Source organism: Formosa sp. F44 (assembly GCF_056238645.1).
This window is the reverse complement of the sequence record NZ_JBWDLJ010000006.1, coordinates 1-21759: the sequence shown is the minus strand read 5'-3', so window position 1 is coordinate 21759 and position 21759 is coordinate 1. Positions and strand designations below refer to the sequence as shown.

General features: G+C 34.5%; 22 protein-coding genes, 4 tRNA genes and 1 rRNA gene. 10 read left to right on the top strand and 17 right to left on the bottom strand.

Annotation, left to right across the window (positions count from 1 at the left end; translation table 11 throughout):
• Positions 1-250 precede the first annotated feature (250 nt).
• Entirely contained in the window at positions 251-1915 is a 1665-nt protein-coding gene (gldJ, locus tag AC0UBM_RS16615) for a gliding motility lipoprotein GldJ (RefSeq protein WP_475689460.1), read from the top strand.
• Between the two features lie 67 nt (positions 1916-1982).
• Positions 1983-3266 (top strand): UDP-N-acetylmuramoyl-tripeptide--D-alanyl-D-alanine ligase, encoded by a 1284-nt coding sequence (locus AC0UBM_RS16610; RefSeq protein ID WP_475689384.1) that lies wholly within the window; start codon positions 1983-1985, stop codon positions 3264-3266.
• Between the two features lie 64 nt (positions 3267-3330).
• On the opposite strand, the gene AC0UBM_RS16605 is transcribed toward AC0UBM_RS16610, so the two are convergent.
• From AC0UBM_RS16605 to AC0UBM_RS16570, 8 genes are all read right to left on the bottom strand, one after another.
• A tRNA-Val gene (locus AC0UBM_RS16605) sits at positions 3331-3405 on the bottom strand.
• A gap of 89 nt (positions 3406-3494) precedes the next feature.
• Positions 3495-3569: transfer RNA gene (locus AC0UBM_RS16600), tRNA-Val, on the bottom strand.
• 89 nt (positions 3570-3658) lie between these two features.
• Positions 3659-3733 (bottom strand) — tRNA-Val (locus tag AC0UBM_RS16595).
• A 64-nt stretch (positions 3734-3797) separates the two neighbouring features.
• Positions 3798-5015, bottom strand: coding sequence for a bifunctional folylpolyglutamate synthase/dihydrofolate synthase (locus AC0UBM_RS16590; protein WP_475689383.1), 1218 nt, complete (start codon positions 5013-5015; stop codon positions 3798-3800).
• 3 nt (positions 5016-5018) lie between these two features.
• The gene (locus AC0UBM_RS16585; RefSeq protein ID WP_434036841.1) at positions 5019-5903 is read right to left on the bottom strand and encodes a cell envelope integrity TolA family protein; all 885 of its coding nucleotides are present in this window, start codon (positions 5901-5903) and stop codon (positions 5019-5021) included.
• 1 nt (position 5904) lies between these two features.
• Positions 5905-6300, bottom strand: a complete 396-nt coding sequence (locus AC0UBM_RS16580) for an ExbD/TolR family protein (protein ID WP_382384801.1) — start codon at positions 6298-6300, stop codon at positions 5905-5907.
• 1 nt (position 6301) lies between these two features.
• On the bottom strand, positions 6302-7003 hold the full coding sequence (locus AC0UBM_RS16575) for a MotA/TolQ/ExbB proton channel family protein (RefSeq protein ID WP_414035159.1): 702 nt from the start codon (positions 7001-7003) through the stop codon (positions 6302-6304).
• 317 nt (positions 7004-7320) lie between these two features.
• Complete coding sequence (locus tag AC0UBM_RS16570; RefSeq protein WP_475689382.1) at positions 7321-8397, bottom strand: anhydro-N-acetylmuramic acid kinase; 1077 nt, start codon at positions 8395-8397, stop codon at positions 7321-7323.
• A 95-nt stretch (positions 8398-8492) separates the two neighbouring features.
• On the opposite strand from AC0UBM_RS16570, the gene AC0UBM_RS16565 reads away from it, so the two are divergent.
• The 5 genes from AC0UBM_RS16565 to AC0UBM_RS16545 all read left to right on the top strand — a co-directional run bounded on the left by AC0UBM_RS16565 (position 8493) and on the right by AC0UBM_RS16545 (position 12711).
• Positions 8493-9638 (top strand): acyl-CoA dehydrogenase family protein, encoded by a 1146-nt coding sequence (locus tag AC0UBM_RS16565; protein WP_475689381.1) that lies wholly within the window; start codon positions 8493-8495, stop codon positions 9636-9638.
• 107 nt (positions 9639-9745) lie between these two features.
• On the top strand, positions 9746-10411 hold the full coding sequence (msrA, locus tag AC0UBM_RS16560; RefSeq protein ID WP_475689380.1) for a peptide-methionine (S)-S-oxide reductase MsrA: 666 nt from the start codon (positions 9746-9748) through the stop codon (positions 10409-10411).
• A gap of 231 nt (positions 10412-10642) precedes the next feature.
• Positions 10643-11425 carry an SDR family oxidoreductase gene (locus tag AC0UBM_RS16555; RefSeq protein ID WP_475689379.1) on the top strand — a complete coding sequence of 261 codons (783 nt, stop codon included), beginning with the start codon at positions 10643-10645 and terminating at the stop codon, positions 11423-11425.
• 1 nt (position 11426) lies between these two features.
• On the top strand, positions 11427-11876 hold the full coding sequence (locus tag AC0UBM_RS16550; RefSeq protein ID WP_414035154.1) for a hypothetical protein: 450 nt from the start codon (positions 11427-11429) through the stop codon (positions 11874-11876).
• 193 nt (positions 11877-12069) lie between these two features.
• Positions 12070-12711, top strand: coding sequence for an O-methyltransferase (locus tag AC0UBM_RS16545; RefSeq protein WP_434036846.1), 642 nt, complete (start codon positions 12070-12072; stop codon positions 12709-12711).
• Here the strand turns inward: AC0UBM_RS16545 and AC0UBM_RS16540 are convergent, their stop codons facing one another.
• From AC0UBM_RS16540 to AC0UBM_RS16515, 6 genes are all read right to left on the bottom strand, one after another.
• The gene (locus AC0UBM_RS16540; protein ID WP_414035152.1) at positions 12712-12999 is read right to left on the bottom strand and encodes a Sec-independent protein translocase subunit TatA/TatB; all 288 of its coding nucleotides are present in this window, start codon (positions 12997-12999) and stop codon (positions 12712-12714) included.
• Positions 13000-13079: 80 nt separating this feature from the next.
• Positions 13080-15386 (bottom strand): M1 family metallopeptidase, encoded by a 2307-nt coding sequence (locus AC0UBM_RS16535; protein ID WP_414035151.1) that lies wholly within the window; start codon positions 15384-15386, stop codon positions 13080-13082.
• 58 nt (positions 15387-15444) lie between these two features.
• Positions 15445-15948: a DUF6702 family protein gene (locus AC0UBM_RS16530; RefSeq protein ID WP_414035150.1), complete on the bottom strand. Its 504-nt coding sequence runs from the start codon at positions 15946-15948 to the stop codon at positions 15445-15447.
• Between the two features lie 58 nt (positions 15949-16006).
• A complete protein-coding gene (locus AC0UBM_RS16525) occupies positions 16007-16801 on the bottom strand; it encodes a carboxypeptidase-like regulatory domain-containing protein (protein ID WP_475689378.1) in 795 nt (264 codons plus the stop codon).
• 2 nt (positions 16802-16803) lie between these two features.
• Positions 16804-17583, bottom strand: a complete 780-nt coding sequence (locus AC0UBM_RS16520; RefSeq protein ID WP_475689377.1) for a hypothetical protein — start codon at positions 17581-17583, stop codon at positions 16804-16806.
• Between the two features lies 1 nt (position 17584).
• Positions 17585-18376, bottom strand: a complete 792-nt coding sequence (locus tag AC0UBM_RS16515; RefSeq protein ID WP_414035147.1) for a carboxypeptidase-like regulatory domain-containing protein — start codon at positions 18374-18376, stop codon at positions 17585-17587.
• Between the two features lie 109 nt (positions 18377-18485).
• Between AC0UBM_RS16515 and pepE the strand changes: the two genes are divergently transcribed.
• Positions 18486-19193 carry a dipeptidase PepE gene (gene pepE, locus AC0UBM_RS16510; protein WP_475689376.1) on the top strand — a complete coding sequence of 236 codons (708 nt, stop codon included), beginning with the start codon at positions 18486-18488 and terminating at the stop codon, positions 19191-19193.
• Positions 19194-19229: 36 nt separating this feature from the next.
• Here the strand turns inward: pepE and AC0UBM_RS16505 are convergent.
• Positions 19230-19302, bottom strand: a tRNA-Gly gene (locus AC0UBM_RS16505).
• Between the two features lie 50 nt (positions 19303-19352).
• A complete protein-coding gene (locus AC0UBM_RS16500) occupies positions 19353-19784 on the bottom strand; it encodes a GNAT family N-acetyltransferase (protein ID WP_414035145.1) in 432 nt (143 codons plus the stop codon).
• Between the two features lie 204 nt (positions 19785-19988).
• Here AC0UBM_RS16500 and AC0UBM_RS16495 point away from each other — a divergent pair, with 204 nt between their 5' ends.
• Both AC0UBM_RS16495 and AC0UBM_RS16490 read left to right on the top strand, forming a co-directional pair.
• Complete coding sequence (locus AC0UBM_RS16495) at positions 19989-20450, top strand: GNAT family N-acetyltransferase (protein ID WP_475689375.1); 462 nt, start codon at positions 19989-19991, stop codon at positions 20448-20450.
• Positions 20451-20454: 4 nt separating this feature from the next.
• On the top strand, positions 20455-20994 hold the full coding sequence (locus tag AC0UBM_RS16490) for a GNAT family N-acetyltransferase (protein WP_475689374.1): 540 nt from the start codon (positions 20455-20457) through the stop codon (positions 20992-20994).
• A gap of 454 nt (positions 20995-21448) precedes the next feature.
• On the opposite strand, the gene rrf is transcribed toward AC0UBM_RS16490, so the two are convergent.
• Positions 21449-21556 (bottom strand): 5S ribosomal RNA (gene rrf / locus AC0UBM_RS16485).
• Positions 21557-21759 lie beyond the last annotated feature (203 nt).

Genomic DNA, 21759 nt, shown 5'->3' with positions numbered 1-21759 from the left:
ATACAATAAAATTATAAAACCTCAGTTTTAATTTAAGAAACGATCCAAAAGTACAATAATATTTTAGTAAAAGAGTGTTATTAGGATACTCAAGAACATGAATATCAGCAGAAAAAAATCATCGACGTAATGACTAAAAATCAGGTTAAAACGCATTTTTTTTTAATTCAAAAACATCTTTAACGCTTGCAGTATGCGGTTAAATTCATATATTGCGGCACTAAATAAAACATTTTGCTTACTCAAAAGTATGAATATGAAAAACATAGTAACTATAAAGGGCATGTTAATCTTAACACTCGCTTTAGCCGCTATTAGCTGTAAAAATTCTGATTCGAAGAACAGTTCGAGGGCAACCGGATGGGAAATTAATTCGAAAGATGGAGGTTTTCAATACAATACGCAGTATAGAGAACAAGAAACAGCTCCTGGATTGGTGTTTATAGAAGGAGGAACTTACACTAAAGGTCAAGTTCAGGACGATGTTATGCACGATTGGAATAATACGCCAACACAGCAACACGTTCAGTCTTTTTATATGGACGAAACAGAAGTTACTAATGTGATGTATCTTGAGTATTTAGATCATTTAAAGCGTGTTTTCCCTCCATCTACCGATGGTTTTAGAGCCATATACAATGGTGCATTACCAGATACTTTAGTTTGGAGAAACCGATTGGGATATAACGAAGTTATGACCGACAACTACTTACGTCATCCTGCTTACGCAGAATATCCTGTAGTTGGAGTAAGCTGGATCCAAGCTGTAGAATTTTCTAAATGGAGAACAGACCGTGTTAACGAATATAACTTAGCTAAAGCTGGATACCTAGACAAAGATGCTGTACGTTCGGAAACAACTGCAACTTCAAACTTTAGTACAGGCGCATACATAAACGCACCATCACAAACTTTTGCTGGAAACGAAGAAATTAAAACGATTAGTAGAGCAGGAAATGTAAGAACAGATGCAGATGGCAACGAAACTAATATTTACGCCACTCGTGAATCAGGTATACTTACACCATCTTACAGACTACCTACAGAAACAGAATGGGAGTATGCAGCACTTGGACTTTCAGAATTAAGAGAATACAATACGTATAGAGGTAGAAAAAAATATCCATGGGACGGACAATACACACGTTCTTCAGAACGTAGATCACTGGGAGACCAAATGGCAAACTTTAAACAAGGTAAAGGAGATTACGGTGGAATTGCTGGTTGGTCTGATGATAATGCAGATATTACAGCTGCCGTTAAAACTTACGAACCAAATGACAACGGACTTTACGATATGGCAGGAAATGTTGCCGAATGGGTAGCCGATGTTTATCGTCCAATAGTAGATGACGACTTTAACGACTTTAACTACTATAGAGGTAATGTTTACACAAAAAACGCTATTAACGAAGACGGAACAGTACAAATAGTAACTCCAGAAAACGTAGTTTACGATACTTTAAGTAACGGAAAAATTGTAGCAAGAAATTTACCTGGAGATTTATTACAAATTCCTATCGACGAAGATGACACGTACTTAAGATCTAACTTCTCTACAAGTGACAACCGTGACTTTAGAGATGGAGACAAACGTTCTTCACGTTATTATGCAGATTTTAATGATGATGATTCAAAAACCAACAAGATGTATCATTCTCCTAAAAACACCGTAACTAGAGACTCGGCTGGAAATATTATTAGAGAATACGATAAATCTAACAACAAGACATCTTTAATTAGCGATGAAGTTCGCGTATATAAAGGAGGTTCTTGGAAAGATAGAGAATACTGGTTAGATCCTGCACAGAGACGTTATTTCCCACAAGATATGGCGACAGATTACATCGGATTTAGATGTGCAATGTCTAGAGTAGGTTCTAAAACAAGATCAGCGACAAAGTCAAAAAATTAAACAGAAATATCAATTCTATTTTAAAAGTCCTAACCTAGTGTTAGGACTTTTTTTATACTTTTATATTATGAAAACATCAGATTTACACACCCTGTTTTTAGAGTGTAATGCAATATGCACAGACACCCGATTAGTAAAGAAAAACGACCTTTTCTTTGCTTTAACAGGCGATAATTTTAACGGGAATACTTTTGCTAAAACCGCATTGAATAACGGTGCTAAATACGCCATAATAGACGATTCTGAATACCACATTCCAGGACAAACTTACTTGGTTGACGATGTACTAGAAACGCTACAACATTTAGCTTCTTTTCATCGCGATTATTTAAACATTCCCATTATTGCGCTTACCGGAAGTAATGGGAAAACCACAACCAAAGAGCTTATTAATGTGGTCCTTTCTCAGAAATACTCTACCACAGCAACTATAGGTAATTTAAATAACCATATTGGAGTGCCCTTAACGTTACTTTCTATGAACGACAAAACCGAAATTGGTATAGTTGAAATGGGCGCAAATCACCTTAAAGAAATCGAAACGCTTTGCGCTATAGCAAAGCCTAATTTTGGATACATTACAAACTTCGGTAAAGCCCATTTAGAAGGTTTTGGAAGCCTTGAAGGCGTTATTCAGGGAAAATCGGAACTATATACCTTTTTAAAATCTACTCATGGCCTCGCTTTTATTAACGCTAAAGACGACAAACAACTGGAAATAACATCGGATATTAAAACCGTTTCCTTCGGCGATCTTACTACGCAAACTAAAACTATTATCGATCTTATAACCGCAGATCCTTTTGTAGTTAGTCGCTACCAAAATATGCAAATTGAAAGTCAGCTTATAGGCGCATACAATTTTACAAATATTTCTGCAGCTATTGCTATAGGTTCTTATTTTGAAGTGTCTCACACCGACATTAAACAGGCTATTGAAAGCTATACCCCATCAAATAACAGGTCTCAAATTATAACAAAAGGTAAGACCAAAATAATTCTTGATGCGTATAATGCAAATCCTACCAGTATGAAAGCTGCTCTAGAGAGTTTTCATTTAATAAAAGATGCTAACAAAATTGCTATTATTGGTGATATGTTTGAGTTGGGAGAAACCGCTAAACAAGAGCATCAAAACATTATCGATTTAGCCATTAACTTAAACATAGATAAGTTAATTGTTATTGGAGCATTATTTAATACAACCACAATAACATCAAAGAAAATACAAGCTTTCAATACTTTTGAGGCTTTTAAAGCATCTTTAAACCCATACGACCTAGAACAGTCTACTATTCTTATAAAAGCCTCTCGCGGGATGAAATTAGAACGCATCCTAGATTTAATCTAAGCGAAACACTATAATTAGAAATAAAAAAGCTTCTCAAAAATTGAGAAGCTTTTTTATTTGCTTGTGGGCGCAGAGGGATTCGAACCCCCGACCCCTTGGGTGTAAACCAAGTGCTCTGAACCAACTGAGCTATGCGCCCTAATATTATAATTAGGTGTTTCAATACCAATTTGATTTTTTACTAAGCTAAAAAATCACAAAAAAACTTCTCACGTCGAGAAGCTGTTGTGGGCGCAGAGGGATTCGAACCCCCGACCCCTTGGGTGTAAACCAAGTGCTCTGAACCAACTGAGCTATGCGCCCTAATATTAGAATTAGGTGTTTCAATACCAATTTGATTTTTTACTAAGCTAAAAAATCACAAAAAAACTTCTCACGTCGAGAAGCTGTTGTGGGCGCAGAGGGATTCGAACCCCCGACCCCTTGGGTGTAAACCAAGTGCTCTGAACCAACTGAGCTATGCGCCCTAATTATTAGGTGTGCAAATATACACCTGTTTTTGATACTACAAAAACTTTTTTTTATTTTTTTTCAAATTATTTCTGCAACGACAAAAGTACTCCCGCCAACATAAATAAAATCGTCTGATTTAGCATGTAGAAGTGCGCTTTTATATGCTTCATTTACAGAATTATAAACATCGCCTTTAAACCCAGACGCTACAAAACTGGCTTGTAAATCTTTTGCAGGCATTCCTCTTGGCACATCTGGTTTACAAAAATAGTATATGGCCTGTTTTGGTAATAATGGTAAAATCGTGGACACATCCTTGTCGCTTACTACCCCAAAAACCATATGTAATACTTCAAAAGATTCTAATTGCAATTGTTTCATTACTTCTTGAAGGCCTTCTTTATTATGTCCCGTATCGCAAACCACTTTAGGCTGTTCTTGTAATACTTGCCAGCGTCCTTGTAATCCCGTATTTTTAATAACGTTTAACAAGCCTTTTTTTACTTGCGCTTCAGAAATAGCATAACCTAGCAGTCGCATCTCTTCTACCGTTTGCAATACTGTTTTTATATTCTTTTCCTGATAGGTGCCTATTAAATCGCTTGGATAAGTCTTAGAAATATTTTGATCTGCAAACACAATCTTAGATTCTTGCGATTGAGCAATCTTAAGAAAAACAGCTTTTGTGTCTTCCTGAGTCTCCCCTATTACAACGGGAATTTTAGTCTTAATAATGCCTCCTTTTTCTGAAGCTATTTCAGGTAAAGTTGTGCCTAAAAACTGAGTATGATCTAACCCAATATTTGTAATTACAGAAACTTCGGGGGTAATAATATTAGTAGAGTCTAATCGACCTCCCAATCCGACTTCAATAACAGCGATATCGACTTGTTCTTCTTTAAAATAATCGAAAGCCATACCCACAGTCATTTCAAAGAATGAAAGCTTTTGTGCTGCTAAAAACGCTTCATTAGAAGCTATAAAATCCGTTACAAATGTTTCCGAAATTTCGGCACCGTTAATACGAATACGTTCACGGAAATCTTTTAAGTGCGGCGAGGTGTATAACCCGACCTTATATCCAGCCTCTTGAAGAATGGATGCTAACATATGACTCGTAGAGCCTTTTCCATTCGTACCCGCAACATGAATAGATTTAAAATGATGTTCTGGATGATTTAAATGATTTGCTAGCGCTATGGTATTACTAAGATCTTTCTTAAACGCCGATTGGCCTTGACGCTGATACATGGGAAGTTGAGAAAACATCCACTGTACGGTTTCTTGATATGTCATAATTTATTGACCTAAACTAAAATCTATACTTACAAATCCAACTTGTCTTGCTGGTGCATTTGGGTCTGGATTCCATCTGTGAGACATGGCGATTTTTCGAGCGGGTTCGAGCAAACAGGGACTATTATTTTTAGTTCCTTTTACACCTGGAACAGCTTTTATAACCTCGCCTAGTTTATTTACTTCTATTTCGACAACTACCAATCCAGATTCATTACAATCTTGTTTAACGATTTTAAAGTTAGCTTTACCTCTACCATTTAAACCGTAACCAACACCACCGCTTCCAGATCCAGCTCCTCCAAAATAACTCGGAGCATACGGGTCGCCATCTAATTGTCCTTTATCGCCTACTTTATTATCATTCCCTTCACTACCTTTTGCAGTACCGTCGGATTTACTTACACCTCCAATTAGAGCGTCTAATTTCTTTTTCTTCTCTTCTTTTTCGCGTTGCTCTTTAGCCACACGTTCTGCTTCCGCTTTTACTTTTGCATCGGCGATTGCCTTTGCTTTATTTTCAGCATCTTTTTTTGCTTTAGCATCTGCTTCCTTTTGCTTTTTAATGGCTACAGCCTCGGCATTATCCTCGGTCAGTACATTTTCTTTAACTTGAGATGCTTCAGCAGGAAGTGGTTTTACAGGCTCAGGCTCTGTAACGTCTTCAGGTACTTTATTTACATTAACCGGTTCCGATTTAATGGGTTCGTTTGGCTGCACGTTTCCGCTACCAAAATCTGTAGTTCCAAAATTTATTGCTACGCCATATTCTTCAGGCGGATCCATGTAAGGTGGCCCCATAACAAACATTAACAACAAAAGAATCACACTAATTAATAGTGTAATTGTTGCAGAATTGCGTTCATGTTTTGTTTCTAAATATTTCATATTAATCATTTGGACGTACTGCCAAAATCACTTTAAATTTATTTCTATTTGCAATATCCATCACCTTTACCACATGTTCTACAGGGACAGATTGCTCTGCACGCAACACAATAGTAGGTTTATCTTCATTAGCTAAAGCATTTATAATTTCATGTTCTAAAACACTTTCTCCAACTCGTTTTTGATCGATGTAATACGTTAAATCTTTTTTAATACTAACGGCTATGGTTTGTTTATTTTCTGTTTTACCACTGGCTTTAGGTAGCAAAACATCTATAGCATTTGTAGTAACCAAAGTCGATGCCAACATAAAAAAGATAAGTAGCAAGAATACAATATCTGTCATAGACGACATATTGAATTCTGGCGTTACTTTATTTCGTCCTCTAATATTCATATTAAATTGGCTCGTTTAAGTGATCTAAAAATTCTAATGAATTAGATTCCATTTGATATACCACTTTATCTGTTCTAACCACCAAATGATTGTAAGTAATATAAGCTACAATTCCCACGACTAAACCAGCAACTGTTGTGGTCATTGCTGTATAAAGACCATCTGCTAAAAGTTTAATATCTATTTGTCCGCCAGAATTTGCGATTTCAAAAATTGAAAGAATCATCCCTATTACCGTACCTAAGAATCCAATCATAGGTGCGGCTCCTGATATTGTTGCCAAAACACTTACATTCTTTTCTAAACCATAGACTTCAAGACGACCCGCATTTTCTATAGCCGTATTTATATCTTCCAAAGGTTTTCCTATCCTAGAAATTCCTTTACCTATTAATCGAGAAACCGGTGTATTTTGTTGTGCACATAACGTCTGAGCAGAATCTATCTTACCATTGGTTACATGATCTTTAATTTCATTCATAAAATTCCGATCTATCTGCGACGCCGCCTTTATAGCAAATAAGCGTTCAAAATAAATATAAAGTGCAACAATTAATAGAATAAAAAGGAGACCAATAATAAATTGTCCAGCGACTCCCCCGCTGCTGATTAACTCGATTATTGAAAGTGTTTTCTTAACAGGTTCTGTATCTGTTAATACTTCAACTCCTTCTGTAGGATTTTGAATAAGGGCGTTTAACATAAGTTATTTAATAGTTTACTAGATGAGTTATTAACGTTTAAGTTTCTACTTAAGTATATTAAACACACGGTTCTTTTTTTACTATGATTGTTTTCTATACTCTAACAAAAATATCAATTTTATTGAATCTTCCACAACATTATAAAATAAGTAAATTGAGAATTAATTTTTTAACAGAAGAATCAAGCTAAGCGCACTAAAACCGATTGTAAATCCTAAATATTTAACATAATTTAAGGATCCAAAACAGGCGGTACAGACTGTTTTAGCTCTGCTTATCGCGTTTCAAAAGACTAAAATCTCCTGAAAACCGAATTTTAAATGGATTTTGAATGTAAATAAATAACGCCCGTAGAGTGATCTTTACTTGCTCCGGTAACACATTTTAAACAATTAATCTCACCTCGTAATTTTAATATTCCTAGTAATCCAAAAATTAGTGCCTCCTTATATTCTATAACCAATTGATCAGGAATCGTAATTTCGCATGTTGTAAGTGCTTTTAAACGTTCTATTAAAAAAGAATTAAACGCACCACCACCAGTTATTAATAATGATACCGATTTTGTTACCGGTAATATTTTAGCAATTTGAATAGCGATATGTTCTACAAAAGTTCTTAATACATCATGAACATCTAGGTTCTTACTGTCTATTAAAGGAAAAACATGAGCCACAACCCATTCTAGCCCTAATGATTTTGGATAATCGGCTTTATAAAAAGGTAACGCGTTTAATTCGTGAAGTAGATCTGCATGTACCAGTCCTGTAGAAGCTAATTTTCCGCCATCGTCATAATCGAACCCAATTTGCTTAGTGTAATGATTTAATACAATATTCATGGGGCAAACATCGAAAGCAATACGTTCGCCTTTAATTTCTGTAGATACATTTGTGAATCCACCTAGATTTAAACAAAAATCGAAATCTGGAAATAATAAGGCGTCTCCTATAGGTACTAAAGGCGCGCCTTGTCCTCCAAGTTCGACATCTTGAACACGAAAATCGCAAACCACATCTAGCTGTAAAATTTCGGCTAATATTGGCAAATTCCCTATCTGATAGGTATAGCCGTGATCTGGATCGTGTTGCGCGGTATGCCCATGAGAACATACAGCATCAATATGTTTTATATTATATTTCTCTATAAATTGTAATATTAAATGCGCTAAAAGCGTGGTATAGCTTTCATCTATTGCTCTTAACTCCGTTTTAGACTGACTAACCAACGAACTTAACACAGCTAACCAATCCGAGCTATACGCTATTGTTTCAGATTCTATGATGTTATATTCCCAATGATTAGAATATTTAAAGCTCGCATAAATAATATCGACTCCGTCTAAAGACGTACCAGACATGACCCCAATTATATTAAAATTATTTTTTACCATATCTCAAAAATTTAATGTCATTTTTTACGTATTCGCCAATAATAATATATATTTGAGAAGGTCTTTTAATAAATCAACAATTAATTTTACAAATTATGGATTTTAACCTTACCGAAGAACACATTATGATTCGTGATGCTGCTCGTGATTTTGCACGAACAGAATTATTACCAGGAGTAATAGAACGCGATAATAAACAAGAATTCCCTAAACAACAAATTAAAAAGATGGGCGAACTTGGCTTTTTAGGTATGATGGTCGACCCAAAATATGGAGGAAGTGGTTTAGACACGATTTCTTACATTTTAGCTATGGAAGAGATTTCTAAAATAGACGCCTCTGCCTCTGTAGTTATGTCTGTTAACAATTCTTTAGTGTGCTGGGGTTTAGAGCACTTTGGAAACGAAGAACAAAAACAGAAATATCTAACAAAATTAGCAACCGGCGAATCGTTAGGGGCCTTCTGTTTAAGCGAGCCGGAAGCTGGTAGTGATGCCACTTCTCAAAAAACAACCGCCATAGAACACGACGATTATTATCTTTTAAACGGTACTAAAAACTGGATTACTAATGGAAGTACAGCCGACTTCTATTTGGTTATTGCACAAACACATATAGAAAAAGAACATAAAGGTATTAATGCTTTTATTGTTGAAAAAAATTGGGATGGATTTGATATTGGTCCTAAAGAAGATAAATTAGGAATTCGAGGTAGTGATACCCACTCTTTACAATTTAACGATGTAAAAGTGCCGAAGGAAAACAGAATTGGACCAGATGGTTTCGGATTTAAATTTGCCATGAAAACACTTGCTGGCGGACGAATAGGTATTGCTGCACAAGCCTTGGGTATTGCTTCTGGTGCTTACGAATTAGCTTTAAAGTATTCTCAAGAACGTAAAACTTTTGGCACGGCCATTTGTAATCATCAAGCCATTGCTTTTAAACTGGTAGATATGGCAACTCAAATTGAGGCAGCACGTCATTTATGCATGAAAGCGGCTTGGGAAAAAGATCAAAATATGGACTACACCGTTTCCGGTGCGATGGCAAAACTATACGCTTCTCAAGTTGCTATGGACACCACTGTAGAGGCCGTACAAGTACATGGTGGTAATGGCTTTGTAAAAGATTACCATGTAGAGCGCTTAATGCGAGACGCCAAAATAACGCAGATTTATGAAGGCACATCCGAAATTCAGAAAATTATAATTTCAAGACGCCTTATCGGTACAAAATAGGATAAACATTATAGTAAATTTAAAAGTCTAGCTTTACAGTTAGACTTTTTTACATTTATCTAATTAAGGTTTACACTAAATATCCGACTGACTAAAAAAAATAACACATGAAATCTATAAAATTATCCATACTTACACTAATTACGATATTCGCTTTTAGTTGTAAAAACGAAGCTCAAACTAATTCTAAACAAGAAGCCATTAAAAATGCAGAACCAGTAGAGATTGCGTCTACCGAGCATGAAGCTCGTGCTTATTTTGCAAGCGGATGCTTTTGGTGTGTAGAATCTATTTACGAAAGTGTTGTTGGTGTAAAAGAAGTCATTTCTGGCTATTCGGGCGGACACACTAAAAATCCCACTTACGAAGCCAGCAACACCGGAAGAACCGGTCATGCAGAAGCGGTAGAAGTCATTTACGATCCTACTATTATAGATTTTGCAACACTGGTAGATGTTTATTATGGTTCACAAGATCCAACACAGGTTAACGGACAAGGACCAGATCATGGTTCGCAATACCGCTCTATTATATTTTTTCAAAATGATGTGCAAAAGCAGATTATAATGAAGAAAAAAGCACTTTTAGAAAAATCTTTAAATCAGAAAGTTGCTGCAGAAGTCCTTCCATTTCAGAAATTCTGGATTGCTGAGGATTATCATCAAGATTACAAGAAACACCATCCAAATAACGGCTATATCCAAAACGTTTCTGTACCTAGAACAAACACTTTCAAAAAGAAATTTCCTAAATTATTAAAGGAAAATCAATAAAAATCGAAAATAGTTTAAGCATTAACATCTAAACGAGGTGCTCTAAACGTATATAAAGTATAACCATTCCGCGATACGCGTCTATATATATGATGAACGCTTCAGTTGTAAATACAACTGAAGCGTTTTTGTTTGTTATATGTTAATCTCTTCCTCCTTTTAATCGCTAGCGTATTATAATCCTTATTTTTGTACTCTAGATAAACATTTTAAAATTGACTTCTATATCTTATGAATTTCAACTTGAAAAATAAAAATGCTTTGGTTTGTGGTAGCACAGCTGGTATTGGAAAAGCTACGGCTTTTCTTTTAGCAGAAGAAGGTGCAACACTAACTTTAGTTGCAAGAAACGAAGAGAAGCTAAAACAAGTCTGTTCAGAATTACCAAATCCTGAACGCCATACTTATATCGTAGCAGATTTTTCGAATCCAACAGATTTAAAAACTAAACTAGACGAATTTATAAGGACACATCACGGTTTTCATATTTTAATAAATAATACGGGAGGTCCTGCTGCAGGGCCAATCTCCACGGCAACATTAGATGAATTTGAGCTTGCATTTACTCAACATTTAAAATGCAATCAGTTGCTAGCTCAAACTGTTGTTCCTTTTATGAAAGAGGCTACCTTTGGTCGTATTATAAATATTATTTCTACATCTGTAAAACAACCTTTAGATGGTCTTGGGGTGAGTAATACCACTCGAGGTGCTGTGGCCAATTGGAGCAAAACATGGTCTAATGAGGTTGCTAAATTTGGTATTACCGTAAATAACGTGCTTCCTGGAGCAACAGCAACAGATCGCTTATTTGACATTCTTAAAAACACAGCCGAGAACTCAGGCAAAACAGAAGATGATGTGGCCGAAGATTTAAAACAAAACATTCCTGCAAATCGATTTGCGGCTCCCGAAGACATTGCAAATGCCGTAGCTTTTTTAGCAAGTGAACAAGCCGGTTATATTAATGGTATTAATTTGCCGGTTGATGGCGGACGTACTAAAAGTTTATAACATGAAATATTTTATAAGTACACTTATTCTTTTTATTAGCCTACACGCACAAGCGCAATTACAAGTTAGAAACTATACAAATGCTAAAATTAATGAACTCCAAACCATAGAACAAGTTGTGAATTGGATTCATTACGGACAACCAGAGCGAGTGGATCCCAGTTTAGCTAATGACCAAGTTATTGACCGAACGTATTTAAATATTGAATCGGTTTATATTTCTAAAACATATCCTAGAAAAGAAATTACTAAGCAAGATTTAACTACGGTTACAGATTCATCGCCTATAGTTTGGTATGAACGCACTATATTCAAGGAACGAAAAAAGGGTTTAAAACCTGCGTACCAAATTTATGTGGGAATAGATATGTCTAAGTTTCCAAACGAGGTTTTAGATTTATTCTTAAGAAAAGGAAAGCAGGTGATGATGCATAATTTTAAAGAAGAGTAATTTTGTTAAGGCATCCTCCAATTTGTAAAACAATAGTAATTTAGTGTTAGGGATTGAAGTGGCATCCTTTTTTAATTTTTTTCTAATTAAAAAAGATATAACGTAAAGCCCGACTTTTAATTATTCTCTTTTCGAATAATTAAAAGTAACACCCAAAACAATACTTAAAAAAGTAATATTAGAATTTAAGAACATGCATTTTATACCTCAAGAATTGGACGATTACGTAGTGAAACACACGGAAGACGAGCCAAAGTTACTAAAGCAACTTACAAGAGAAACCTATCAGAAAATATTGCAACCCCGTATGCTTAGTGGGCATTATCAGGGACGTATTTTAAGTATGATTTCTAAATTAATAAGACCAACGCATATTTTAGAAATAGGAACCTACACCGGATATTCTGCATTGTGTTTGGCCGAAGGTTTACAACAAGAGGGCACATTACATACTATAGATGTGAATGAAGAACTGTTCGATTTTCAGCGAAAGTATTTTGATGCTTCGGAATACGGAACACAAATTCATCAGCATTTAGGGAGTGCCATAGATATAATTCCGAGCTTAGAACCTGTATTTGATTTGGTATTTATTGATGCTGACAAGGAGAATTATCCAAATTATTTTAATTTAATAGTGGACAAACTTAGGCCTGGTGGCGTTATTTTATCTGATAATGTGCTTTGGAGTGGAAAAGTGATTGAACCTTTAAATCCGAAAGATTTATCGACAAAGGCTGTTTTAGAATACAATACGCTTTTAAAGGAAGATTCTAGAATAGAAACTGTTTTACTATCTGTTCGCGACGGTTTAACGATTAGTAGAAAAAAGTAATTACATCTTGCGACGCACAGAACCTGTAAAGTCTTCTAAATCGTCTTTTACCTGCTTTAATTGGTCTTGAACATCTTTGGTAACAGAGGTATCAATCCCACTTCTATCGGCAGTTTTTGTGATCTCAGATTTAATATCGTTAGTGGCATTTTTAATTTCTTTCATGCCCTTACCTAAACCACGTGCAATATCGGGTACCTTATCGGCACCGAAAACCATGACTACAATAAATAATATAAACATTATTTCTGTACCACTGATAAATAAGAATGTAGAATGTTGTATCACGATGTAAATATACTAAGTGTTTGGTTACAAAAATAAAAAAAAGCCAACTTAAAAAAGTTGGCTTTAACATAATGTTTTAATTAATCTTTAGACTTAGATTTAAAAGCCTCAAATTCACTTGGTTTGGTTTCTCTTGGCCAAGAATTATTTGATGTATCTACATCTGCGGTTTCAAGATCTGGATCTACAGTTATTCCAACTATTTCTTTATCTGAAGCAATTGCTTTACTCACTTCTTTATCGTTTAATCTCCATATTTGTGCTGGATATGTTTCTGTTTTAGACGTACCATCTGCATAGCTATATTCTACAATAATTGGCATTACTAATCCACCTGGTTTTTCGAATGTAACATTATAGAAATACTTTGGCTCTTTTAGTTTTCTACGCTCATCTGGTGTAAAATTGTCCATTATATATTCTTTTAATGTTGTAGAGTTTTCAGTAGTCTTCCCTCCTTTAAGAGATTCCTTAAACTCTTCGCTACCTTCTTCTACCATATATACTAAAGCTGGTAAATCGCTAACTTCCATTCCGTAACGCTTTGCTTGTTCTTTAGTCGCTTCATTAATTTCTGACGATACATAATATTTTTTCACATCTTTAACTCCTATGTCTACATAGTCTGTAGTATAGAACCAACCTCTCCAGAACCAATCTAAATCTACTGCAGATGCATCTTCCATAGTTCTAAAGAAATCTTCTGGTGTCGGGTGTTTAAACATCCAACGACGCGCGTATTCTTTGTAAGAATAATCGAATAATTCACGTCCCATGATGGTTTCTCTTAAAATATTTAAGGCCGTAGCTGGTTTCCCGTATGCATTATTTCCAAACTGATACGTGTTTAATCCTTTTGTCATAATTGGAGCAATATAATCTTGATCGCCTCCCATGTAAGGTACTATTTTAGCAGCAGGACCTCTTCTAGACGGATATTCTGTTTGTCCTGAAGATAATGCACTTGGATAAGCTTCGCCAAAATCTTTCTCTGCAACATACTGTGTAAACGTATTTAAACCTTCGTCCATCCACGTCCATTGACGTTCGTCACTGTTTACAATCATTGGAAAAAAGTTGTGTCCTACCTCGTGAATTATAACACTGATCATTCCAAATTTAACTCTATCTGAATATTTACCATCTTTATCTGGACGTCCGTAGTTCCAACAAATCATAGGATATTCCATTCCTTGATTTTTTGCGTGTACAGAAATCGCTTTAAGGTAAGGGTAATCGAAAGTCATTCTTGAATACGACTTTAACGTACTCGCAACAGCTTTTGTACTCCATTGTTCCCATAATGGGTTTCCTTCTTTAGGATACATAGAAACAGCCATAATGGTTTTTCCACCAATTTCTACAGCCATCATATCCCAAATAAAACGTCTTGAGGTTGCAAAACCAAAGTCACGTACATTTTTAGCATGTAATTTCCATGTTTTTGTATCTGTACTAAATTTTTTCTCTGCAGCTTCTGCTTCCTCTTGTGTTACAATAACAACAGGCTCGTCAAACGATTTTCTCGCTTTTTCATAACGCTTTAGCATCTCTTTAGAGTATACCTCTTTTCTATTTACTAATTCTCCAGTACCATCTAATATATGATCTGCAGGAACTGTAATATTTACTTCAAAATCTCCGAAAGGCAATGCGAATTCGTCACGTCCCCAGAACTGAGAGTTTTGCCATCCTTCTACATCATTGTAAACAGCCATTCTTGGATAGAATTGAGCGATAACATACGCTCTGTTTCCGTCTTCTGGAAAATACTCGTATCCTGAACGCCCACGACCTTCTACGTGATTATTGATATTGTACCACCATTTAATTGAAAACGAATATTTCTCTCCAGATTTTAATGGTTTTGGTAATTCTATACGCATCATGGTTCTATTAATCATGTGCGCTAAATCTTTTCCTTGCGTATCTTTTACAGCTTCAATATTAAATCCGCCATCAAAAGGTTCTGCCATGTAATCTTTTACAAAACTTGCTGGTTGCGATGCTGCGGCAACGCCTCCACCTTCAATTAAAGGTGTTTTAGAATCTTTGGCACGCATGTTTTGATCTAATTGTACCCATAAATAACTTAACTCGTCTGGAGAATTATTGGTATAGGTAATAACCTCAGAACCTGTAATTTTTGCGTTTTTGTCGTCTAGCGTGATGTCCATCTTATAATCGGCTTGTTGCTGATAGTAAGCTGGGCCTGGAGCTCCCGATCCCGTTCTAAACATATTAGGAGTTGAAAACTCCTCGTAAAGCTGTTTAAACTTGTTATTATTAGTGTGACCTGCTTTGCGTTCAGGTGTTTTTTGATCTTGCGCCATAACGCTTGCTGAAATAAAAACAGCAGAAAGAATTAGGTACTTTAGTCTTTTCATAAGAATTGTTTGGTGATTTTTGCCGGAAAAATAACACTTTTATACTGTAAACAGAAGTTTAATCTAATTTTAACAATCCTTTATCATTCGATCCTGTAAGAATAAAACTTTTTTTCTTACCACTTATCTCTAATCGGACTACATTTTGTTGCTCTTCAAATAGGTCATTTAAAACGGTATTCGAAATCTCAAATTCTGATATTGATGCTACTTTAGGAATTTCTATATAACAAATTGCAATGTCGTTATCGTATTCTTTGCCAATAAATTTTAATACAGTCTCTTTACCGTTAATTTGAATTTGAATTTTAGATTTTAGATATTTCTCCAAATAATAATCGACTTTATCCGATTCATTCTTACCGCCTAGACTAATAGAGTCTTCGTAACGCTTACGCATTAAATTTTCCAAATCGTCTATAAAGATTCGCGTTATTATCTGTACAGATTGTTTTTCTTTAACGTATTGGACTTCGGTAATACTTACGTAATATTTATGAATAGTAGTAAAGGCCAATAAAGGCACTAAAAAAATTAAGAAATAATAATTAAGGGGTTTCATCTTTATAATTTAAGCTGTAAATGTAATTAAATTACCCATGTGCTGACAAGGATAATCTTTATTCTGATTTTAGGTTCTTGTTATACTGCATATATTTTTCGTTTAAATACGCCAGAATTTCTATATCACGCTTATCCTTGCATCGCGCTTCAAAATTAGGATCGTCTGAACAGAAGTACCAGAAATCCATCTGTTTCAATTCACTTAATGGGTGTTCACGGAAGAAATCTTCTGAAAGTCGTTGTCTTATATCGTACCTGAGTTGGTTATTTCTTTCAAGTGCTATACGTTTTTTAAGTTTCTTTGTCCTGCCTGTGATACCATTTATTATAGGATCTACAGGAAGCGAACCTCCTAATAATCCTAATAACATTATGGGTTTAAATTCTCCTCCTGCACCACTTAAATCGCGTTCGGCTTTGGTTTTTCTTTTTCCTTTATAGCCTGGAATACCAACATCGTAAAAATTTATATTCCGCTTTGCCTTAGAACTGCCAATATCTAACATTAAGTTACCTGTTAAAATTGTTCCTACAACAACTTCTTCCAACGTATTAATAGCTTCTAAAAGGGAAATATTTAGAGTGTTATTAATAAGAATAGGAGCATTAATTACCACTTCTTTGGTTTTATACTGAAGGCTCGAAAACACAATGGTATCGTTAAGTTTGGCTTCAATAGAATATGCGCCTTTTGCATTTGAAACCGTGAAACGCTTAGACGATTTATTAATAATATGAATATTTTCAAGATCATCTTCCGCAGTAATTGTACCAGTAATCGTTTTAAGATTTTGAGCTTTAACTATAGCCACACTTCCTATGAAGAAATATAATATGAAGTGTGTTTTCATATTTAATTTGAAGGTGATTTTGAATTCAATAGATACTGATTGTATTTTGCTTTTAGAAACGACAAAACGACAATATCTTTTTTCCCTTTACAACGTTTTTCAAAATAAGGATCGTCCGAGCAGAAGTACCAAAAGTCCATATGTTTATATTCTTCTAAAGGATGTTCGATAAAGAAATCTGCAGAAAGCCGTTGTCTAATTTCATTAATAAGCGCATCGTTACGTTCTAATTTCACATGATTTTTCAGCATTTTTGTTCTGCCACTTAAGCCATTAATAATAGGATTTAACCCAACTACACCGCCTCCAGTTGTGGCTTCTTGTAAGCGTCGCTCTGTTTGGGTTTTTCGTCTTCCTGTATAACCAGGAATGCCGACATCGTAAAAATTAATTTCGGTTTCTGCTGTAGAGTTCCCTACATCTAGCATTAAGTTTCCTGTGAGTATTTTCCCTACTACAACTTCATCTAATGTATTTACAAACTCTTCCAAATTAACTATTATCGCTTTGTTTGCTATCACCGACGCATCAACAATAACACTTAGATCTGCATACTGAATTGAGGAAAACACCAAAGTATCATTTAATTTTACAAGAATTTTAAAATGTCCAGTCTGCGAGGTAATTGTAAAGGTTTTCGATGTTTTATTTATTACATGAATATTCTCTAAATCGACTGCCCCACTAACTATACCTTCTATAGGTACCATTTGTGCCTGTACACTTAAGCTATTTAAAACAATAAAAAGAATCCCAGGAAGAAGACATTTAACTCTAAACATCCTATTTAGATAAAAACACTTTACTTTCTTTAGAAAGATATTCTATCAATTGCATTTCTTGACCTGGTTCTAGTAATCTTGAATCTATATTACGATCTACATGATTAATAAATTCCTCGACCTGATCGTTAGGAATTCCAAAATTTTCGGAAATAAATGAAAAAGAATATATACCACGAAGCCCTAAATTTGCTTCAGTTTCTTTTACTATTTTCTCATTTTTATTGTCTTTCTTTTTAAATAATGGCTTCAAAAAGGTATTCGCAATAGCTACCATATTTAATCCGTTGTAAAACTCACCTTGATTTAATAATGACATATCTGCTTCAGAATGATAATCATCTGCAAATTCATAAGCGCCAATATCATCTATTCCAAAGTTAATGCTTTCCAAATCTGGCTTAAAGGTTTTAAACTTTCCTAAATCTTTAGATAATACACCTGTTAGTCCGTAAGGCATAATAACCACTTCGTTTAAACGATTAATATGTTCTACCAAAAACACAGTAAGTTGCTTAGATTCTAAAATTTCTAAATCTATTTTAACGGTAATAGTTTCGAATTGCAGAGCAGATATTTCAATAATATCCAGTAATCCCACATTAATTTTAAATTCCCCTTTGGCATCACTCACCGTACCTACATTTGTAGTTGTATTATAAATTGTAATTCCCTCAATATCGTCGGTGTCGGCCACTACAATTCGTCCTAGAACTTCCACACGATTTATAGTTTGGGCCGTTAAAGAACCTATAGAAGATAAGCATATAAGAAATAGTAATAATTTTTTCATAAATCAATTTTAAATAAAGTTAAGGACTTATCGGCTATAGAATTTATTAGTGGCATTTAAATTTTTGTTAAAACCATCTATTACTTAAATTTACGATAAATTATCGACGATGAAAAATATGATTATTGCCAGTACCTCTACAATCTATGGTAGTGGCTATTTAGACTATATATTAGAAGAGTTACAATCTCACTTTAAGAATGTAAATACCGTATTATTTGTGCCGTATGCTAGACCAGGTGGTATTTCTCATGACGACTATACAAATAAAGCGAAGGATGCTTTTTCTAAAATTAATATTAAGGTTGAAGGGATACATACTTTTAAGAACACGGCCAAGGCCATAGCGGAAGCAGAAGCCATTTTTGTAGGTGGAGGAAATACATTTGTATTAGTCAGTCAGCTTTATAGAATAAATGCTATGCAACCCTTAGTAGACGCTGTTAATAATGGAACACCATATTTAGGAACTAGTGCAGGAAGTAATATTTGTGGTTTAACTATGAATACAACTAACGACATGCCTATAGTGTATCCTCCAAGTTTTAAAACATTAGGTTTAGTGCCCTTCAATATCAATCCGCACTATCTAGATCCAATTAGCGACAGCGAACATATGGGTGAAACTCGTGAAACCCGAATTAAAGAATTTTTGTCTTATAATACACAACCCGTTATTGGATTAAGAGAAGGAAGTTGGTTACACGTAAACGATAATTCTATTATTCTAAAAGGCAATTTATCGGCTAGAATATTTAAACATAACCAAGCGCCTTACGAGATAGAAACAGGAAGTGAATTACAAGGGTTGAAATAAAAAAAAAGAGCTTCATATTTCTATGAAGCTCTTTTGAGCGAGAGACCGGGTTCGAACCGGCGACATTCAGCTTGGAAGGCTGACGCTCTACCAACTGAGCTACTCTCGCATTACCGGGTGCAAATATACAGATATTAAATAATAGTATCCAAGTAAAGTTTATATTTTTTTTAAAAAATGATATCCTAATATATTGAAGCCTTCATTGTAGTAAAACTTATGAGATGGAAAGTTTTGAACGTAAGTATTTAGCTCCACTGCCTCATAACCTTTACCTTTAGCATAATCGTAAATCCATTTAAAAAACTGTTTACCAATGCCTTTACTTCTATAATCGGCATCAATATAAACGTGATCGACTTCCACACTACGACCACTATAATGTCTAGTACAGAACCATAATCCGCAAATTCCTATTAGCTCTTGATTATTAAATACCCCAATGCACTCGTAATTCTGTTCGAACATTTCAGAAAAACGTTCAAATAATAAGGCATCTGAATGCTTATTGTCCGTGAATTTCTGCATTAATGGAATGATTTGAGGTAATTCGTCTTTTTGAAGTCGACGATAATTTATTTCGTTAGCCATTATTTTTTCTTAGGTTTAAAAAAATGAGATGCAAAAATAAATAAGTTTAAATTATCAATCTAATATCTCAAACCTAAAGATTATATTTAATAGAAGAATTAACTCTAATTAACATACCGTTTAAAATAACAAATAAGCTTTATTATAAACAGTAGAATTTTTGCACAGTAGCCTAAATACATTTATTAAAACAATAAACATACAATGCCATTACAAAAAAACCTTAGAAATCTAACTATAAAACAAATAGAAGCACAAGACACTTATAAAGTACGATTACCTGTGCTAAGACCAGGCCGACCTATTGAAGATTGCGAATTTAATAACGATACACATAAAGATACATTTCATTTAGGATTATACTATAAATCCGATTTAATAGGCGTGGTTACCTTTATGAAAACAATTAACGACGATCTTCAAGAAAGAAGACAATACCAACTCCGTGGAATGGCTATCTTAGAACAATACCAAGGTTTAAAATATGGAGATCTATTAATACAAGCTGGAGAATCGTTAGTAAACGAAAAACAGGGGAAATTGATTTGGTTAAACGCCCGAGAAATAGCGGTACGATTTTATGAAAGAAACGGATTTAAGGTTAGCGGAGACTCCTTCGATATACCAAAGATAGGTAAACATTATATGATGTATAAAACCATTTAAATTTATGCTTACATATAAGCGAATAACATCAACAGAACACATTGATTTTCTCAAAGCTTGGAATTTATATGAAACGTTGTTTCCAGAGAACGAAAGACGACATATAGAAGGACAACGTCACGCTCTGGGATTAAAGAACTATCATTTCGACATTGTACTTAAAGATGATCTATTTGTAGGGATACTATTTTGGTGGGATTTTAAGACATTACAATATATAGAGCATATTGCGATTAGTCCTAATAGACAAAATAAAGGACTGGGAAGTGAAATAATGAAAGATGTAATAAGTCCTGCAGGTACAAATCCTATTATACTTGAAGTCGAGCCACCAATTACAGATATACAAATAAAACGTATACAGTTTTACAACAAGCTCGGTTTTAAAATAAACGATTATAACTATACACAACCGGCATTACAGGAATCTACTGAAGCTGTTCGGTTGCATATATTATCATTTCCAAGAACATTAAACCTTGAGGAGTACAATACATTTATTACAACTTACCACGCCCAGATTTTTAGTCATATGAAAATATGATAAAGTCGCTATTAATTATACAATAATGAGGTCTCAAGATGTACTAAGTAACAATTTGAACTCTATTTGGAATATCTAAAATTGAAGATTGATAATGGTGGTAAGATAATACGCAGAAACGAAACGTAGGTTATTAATATTCGTAGTTTTCATTTTATAGTAATTTTGTTCTCGAGGCCGCTCGAACACCTTTAAAAGATATTTAACAATGTGTTTACAAGCACTATCGAAAAGAAGTTGAAAAATGAATAAACCATAAATATATGATTGGTTTTGTTCTCGGCTCCGCTCGAACGCCATTTAAAGGAATATTGTAAATTTTGATTTTTTGAAAAGTAGATAAACGAAGTAGATCATTACAAAACCATCTGTGTATTATAATTCAGGGCAGTTTCCCAAAAGTATATAAACAAAAAAAATCCTCAACAAATAAATGTTGAGGATTTAGTTTTAAAAAAGGCGACGACCTACTCTCCCACAAATGCAGTACCATCGGCGCTAATAGGCTTAACTTCTCTGTTCGGAATGGTAAGAGGTGAGCCCTATCGCAATAATCACCTTAAATTGTTGATCGTTAGATGTAATTATTTACACTCTAATCAACCGCGCTATTGCGCAAATATCTTAACATATTGAAAAAGGACCCTAATAGTCTTTATTTTAAAAATACTTTATAATAATAATTCTTTTTAACTTAATAAAAAAACATGCGCCCCTCATTACTCTTGCAAGTAACTGTCCTCTATATTACTATAAAGTTAGAGG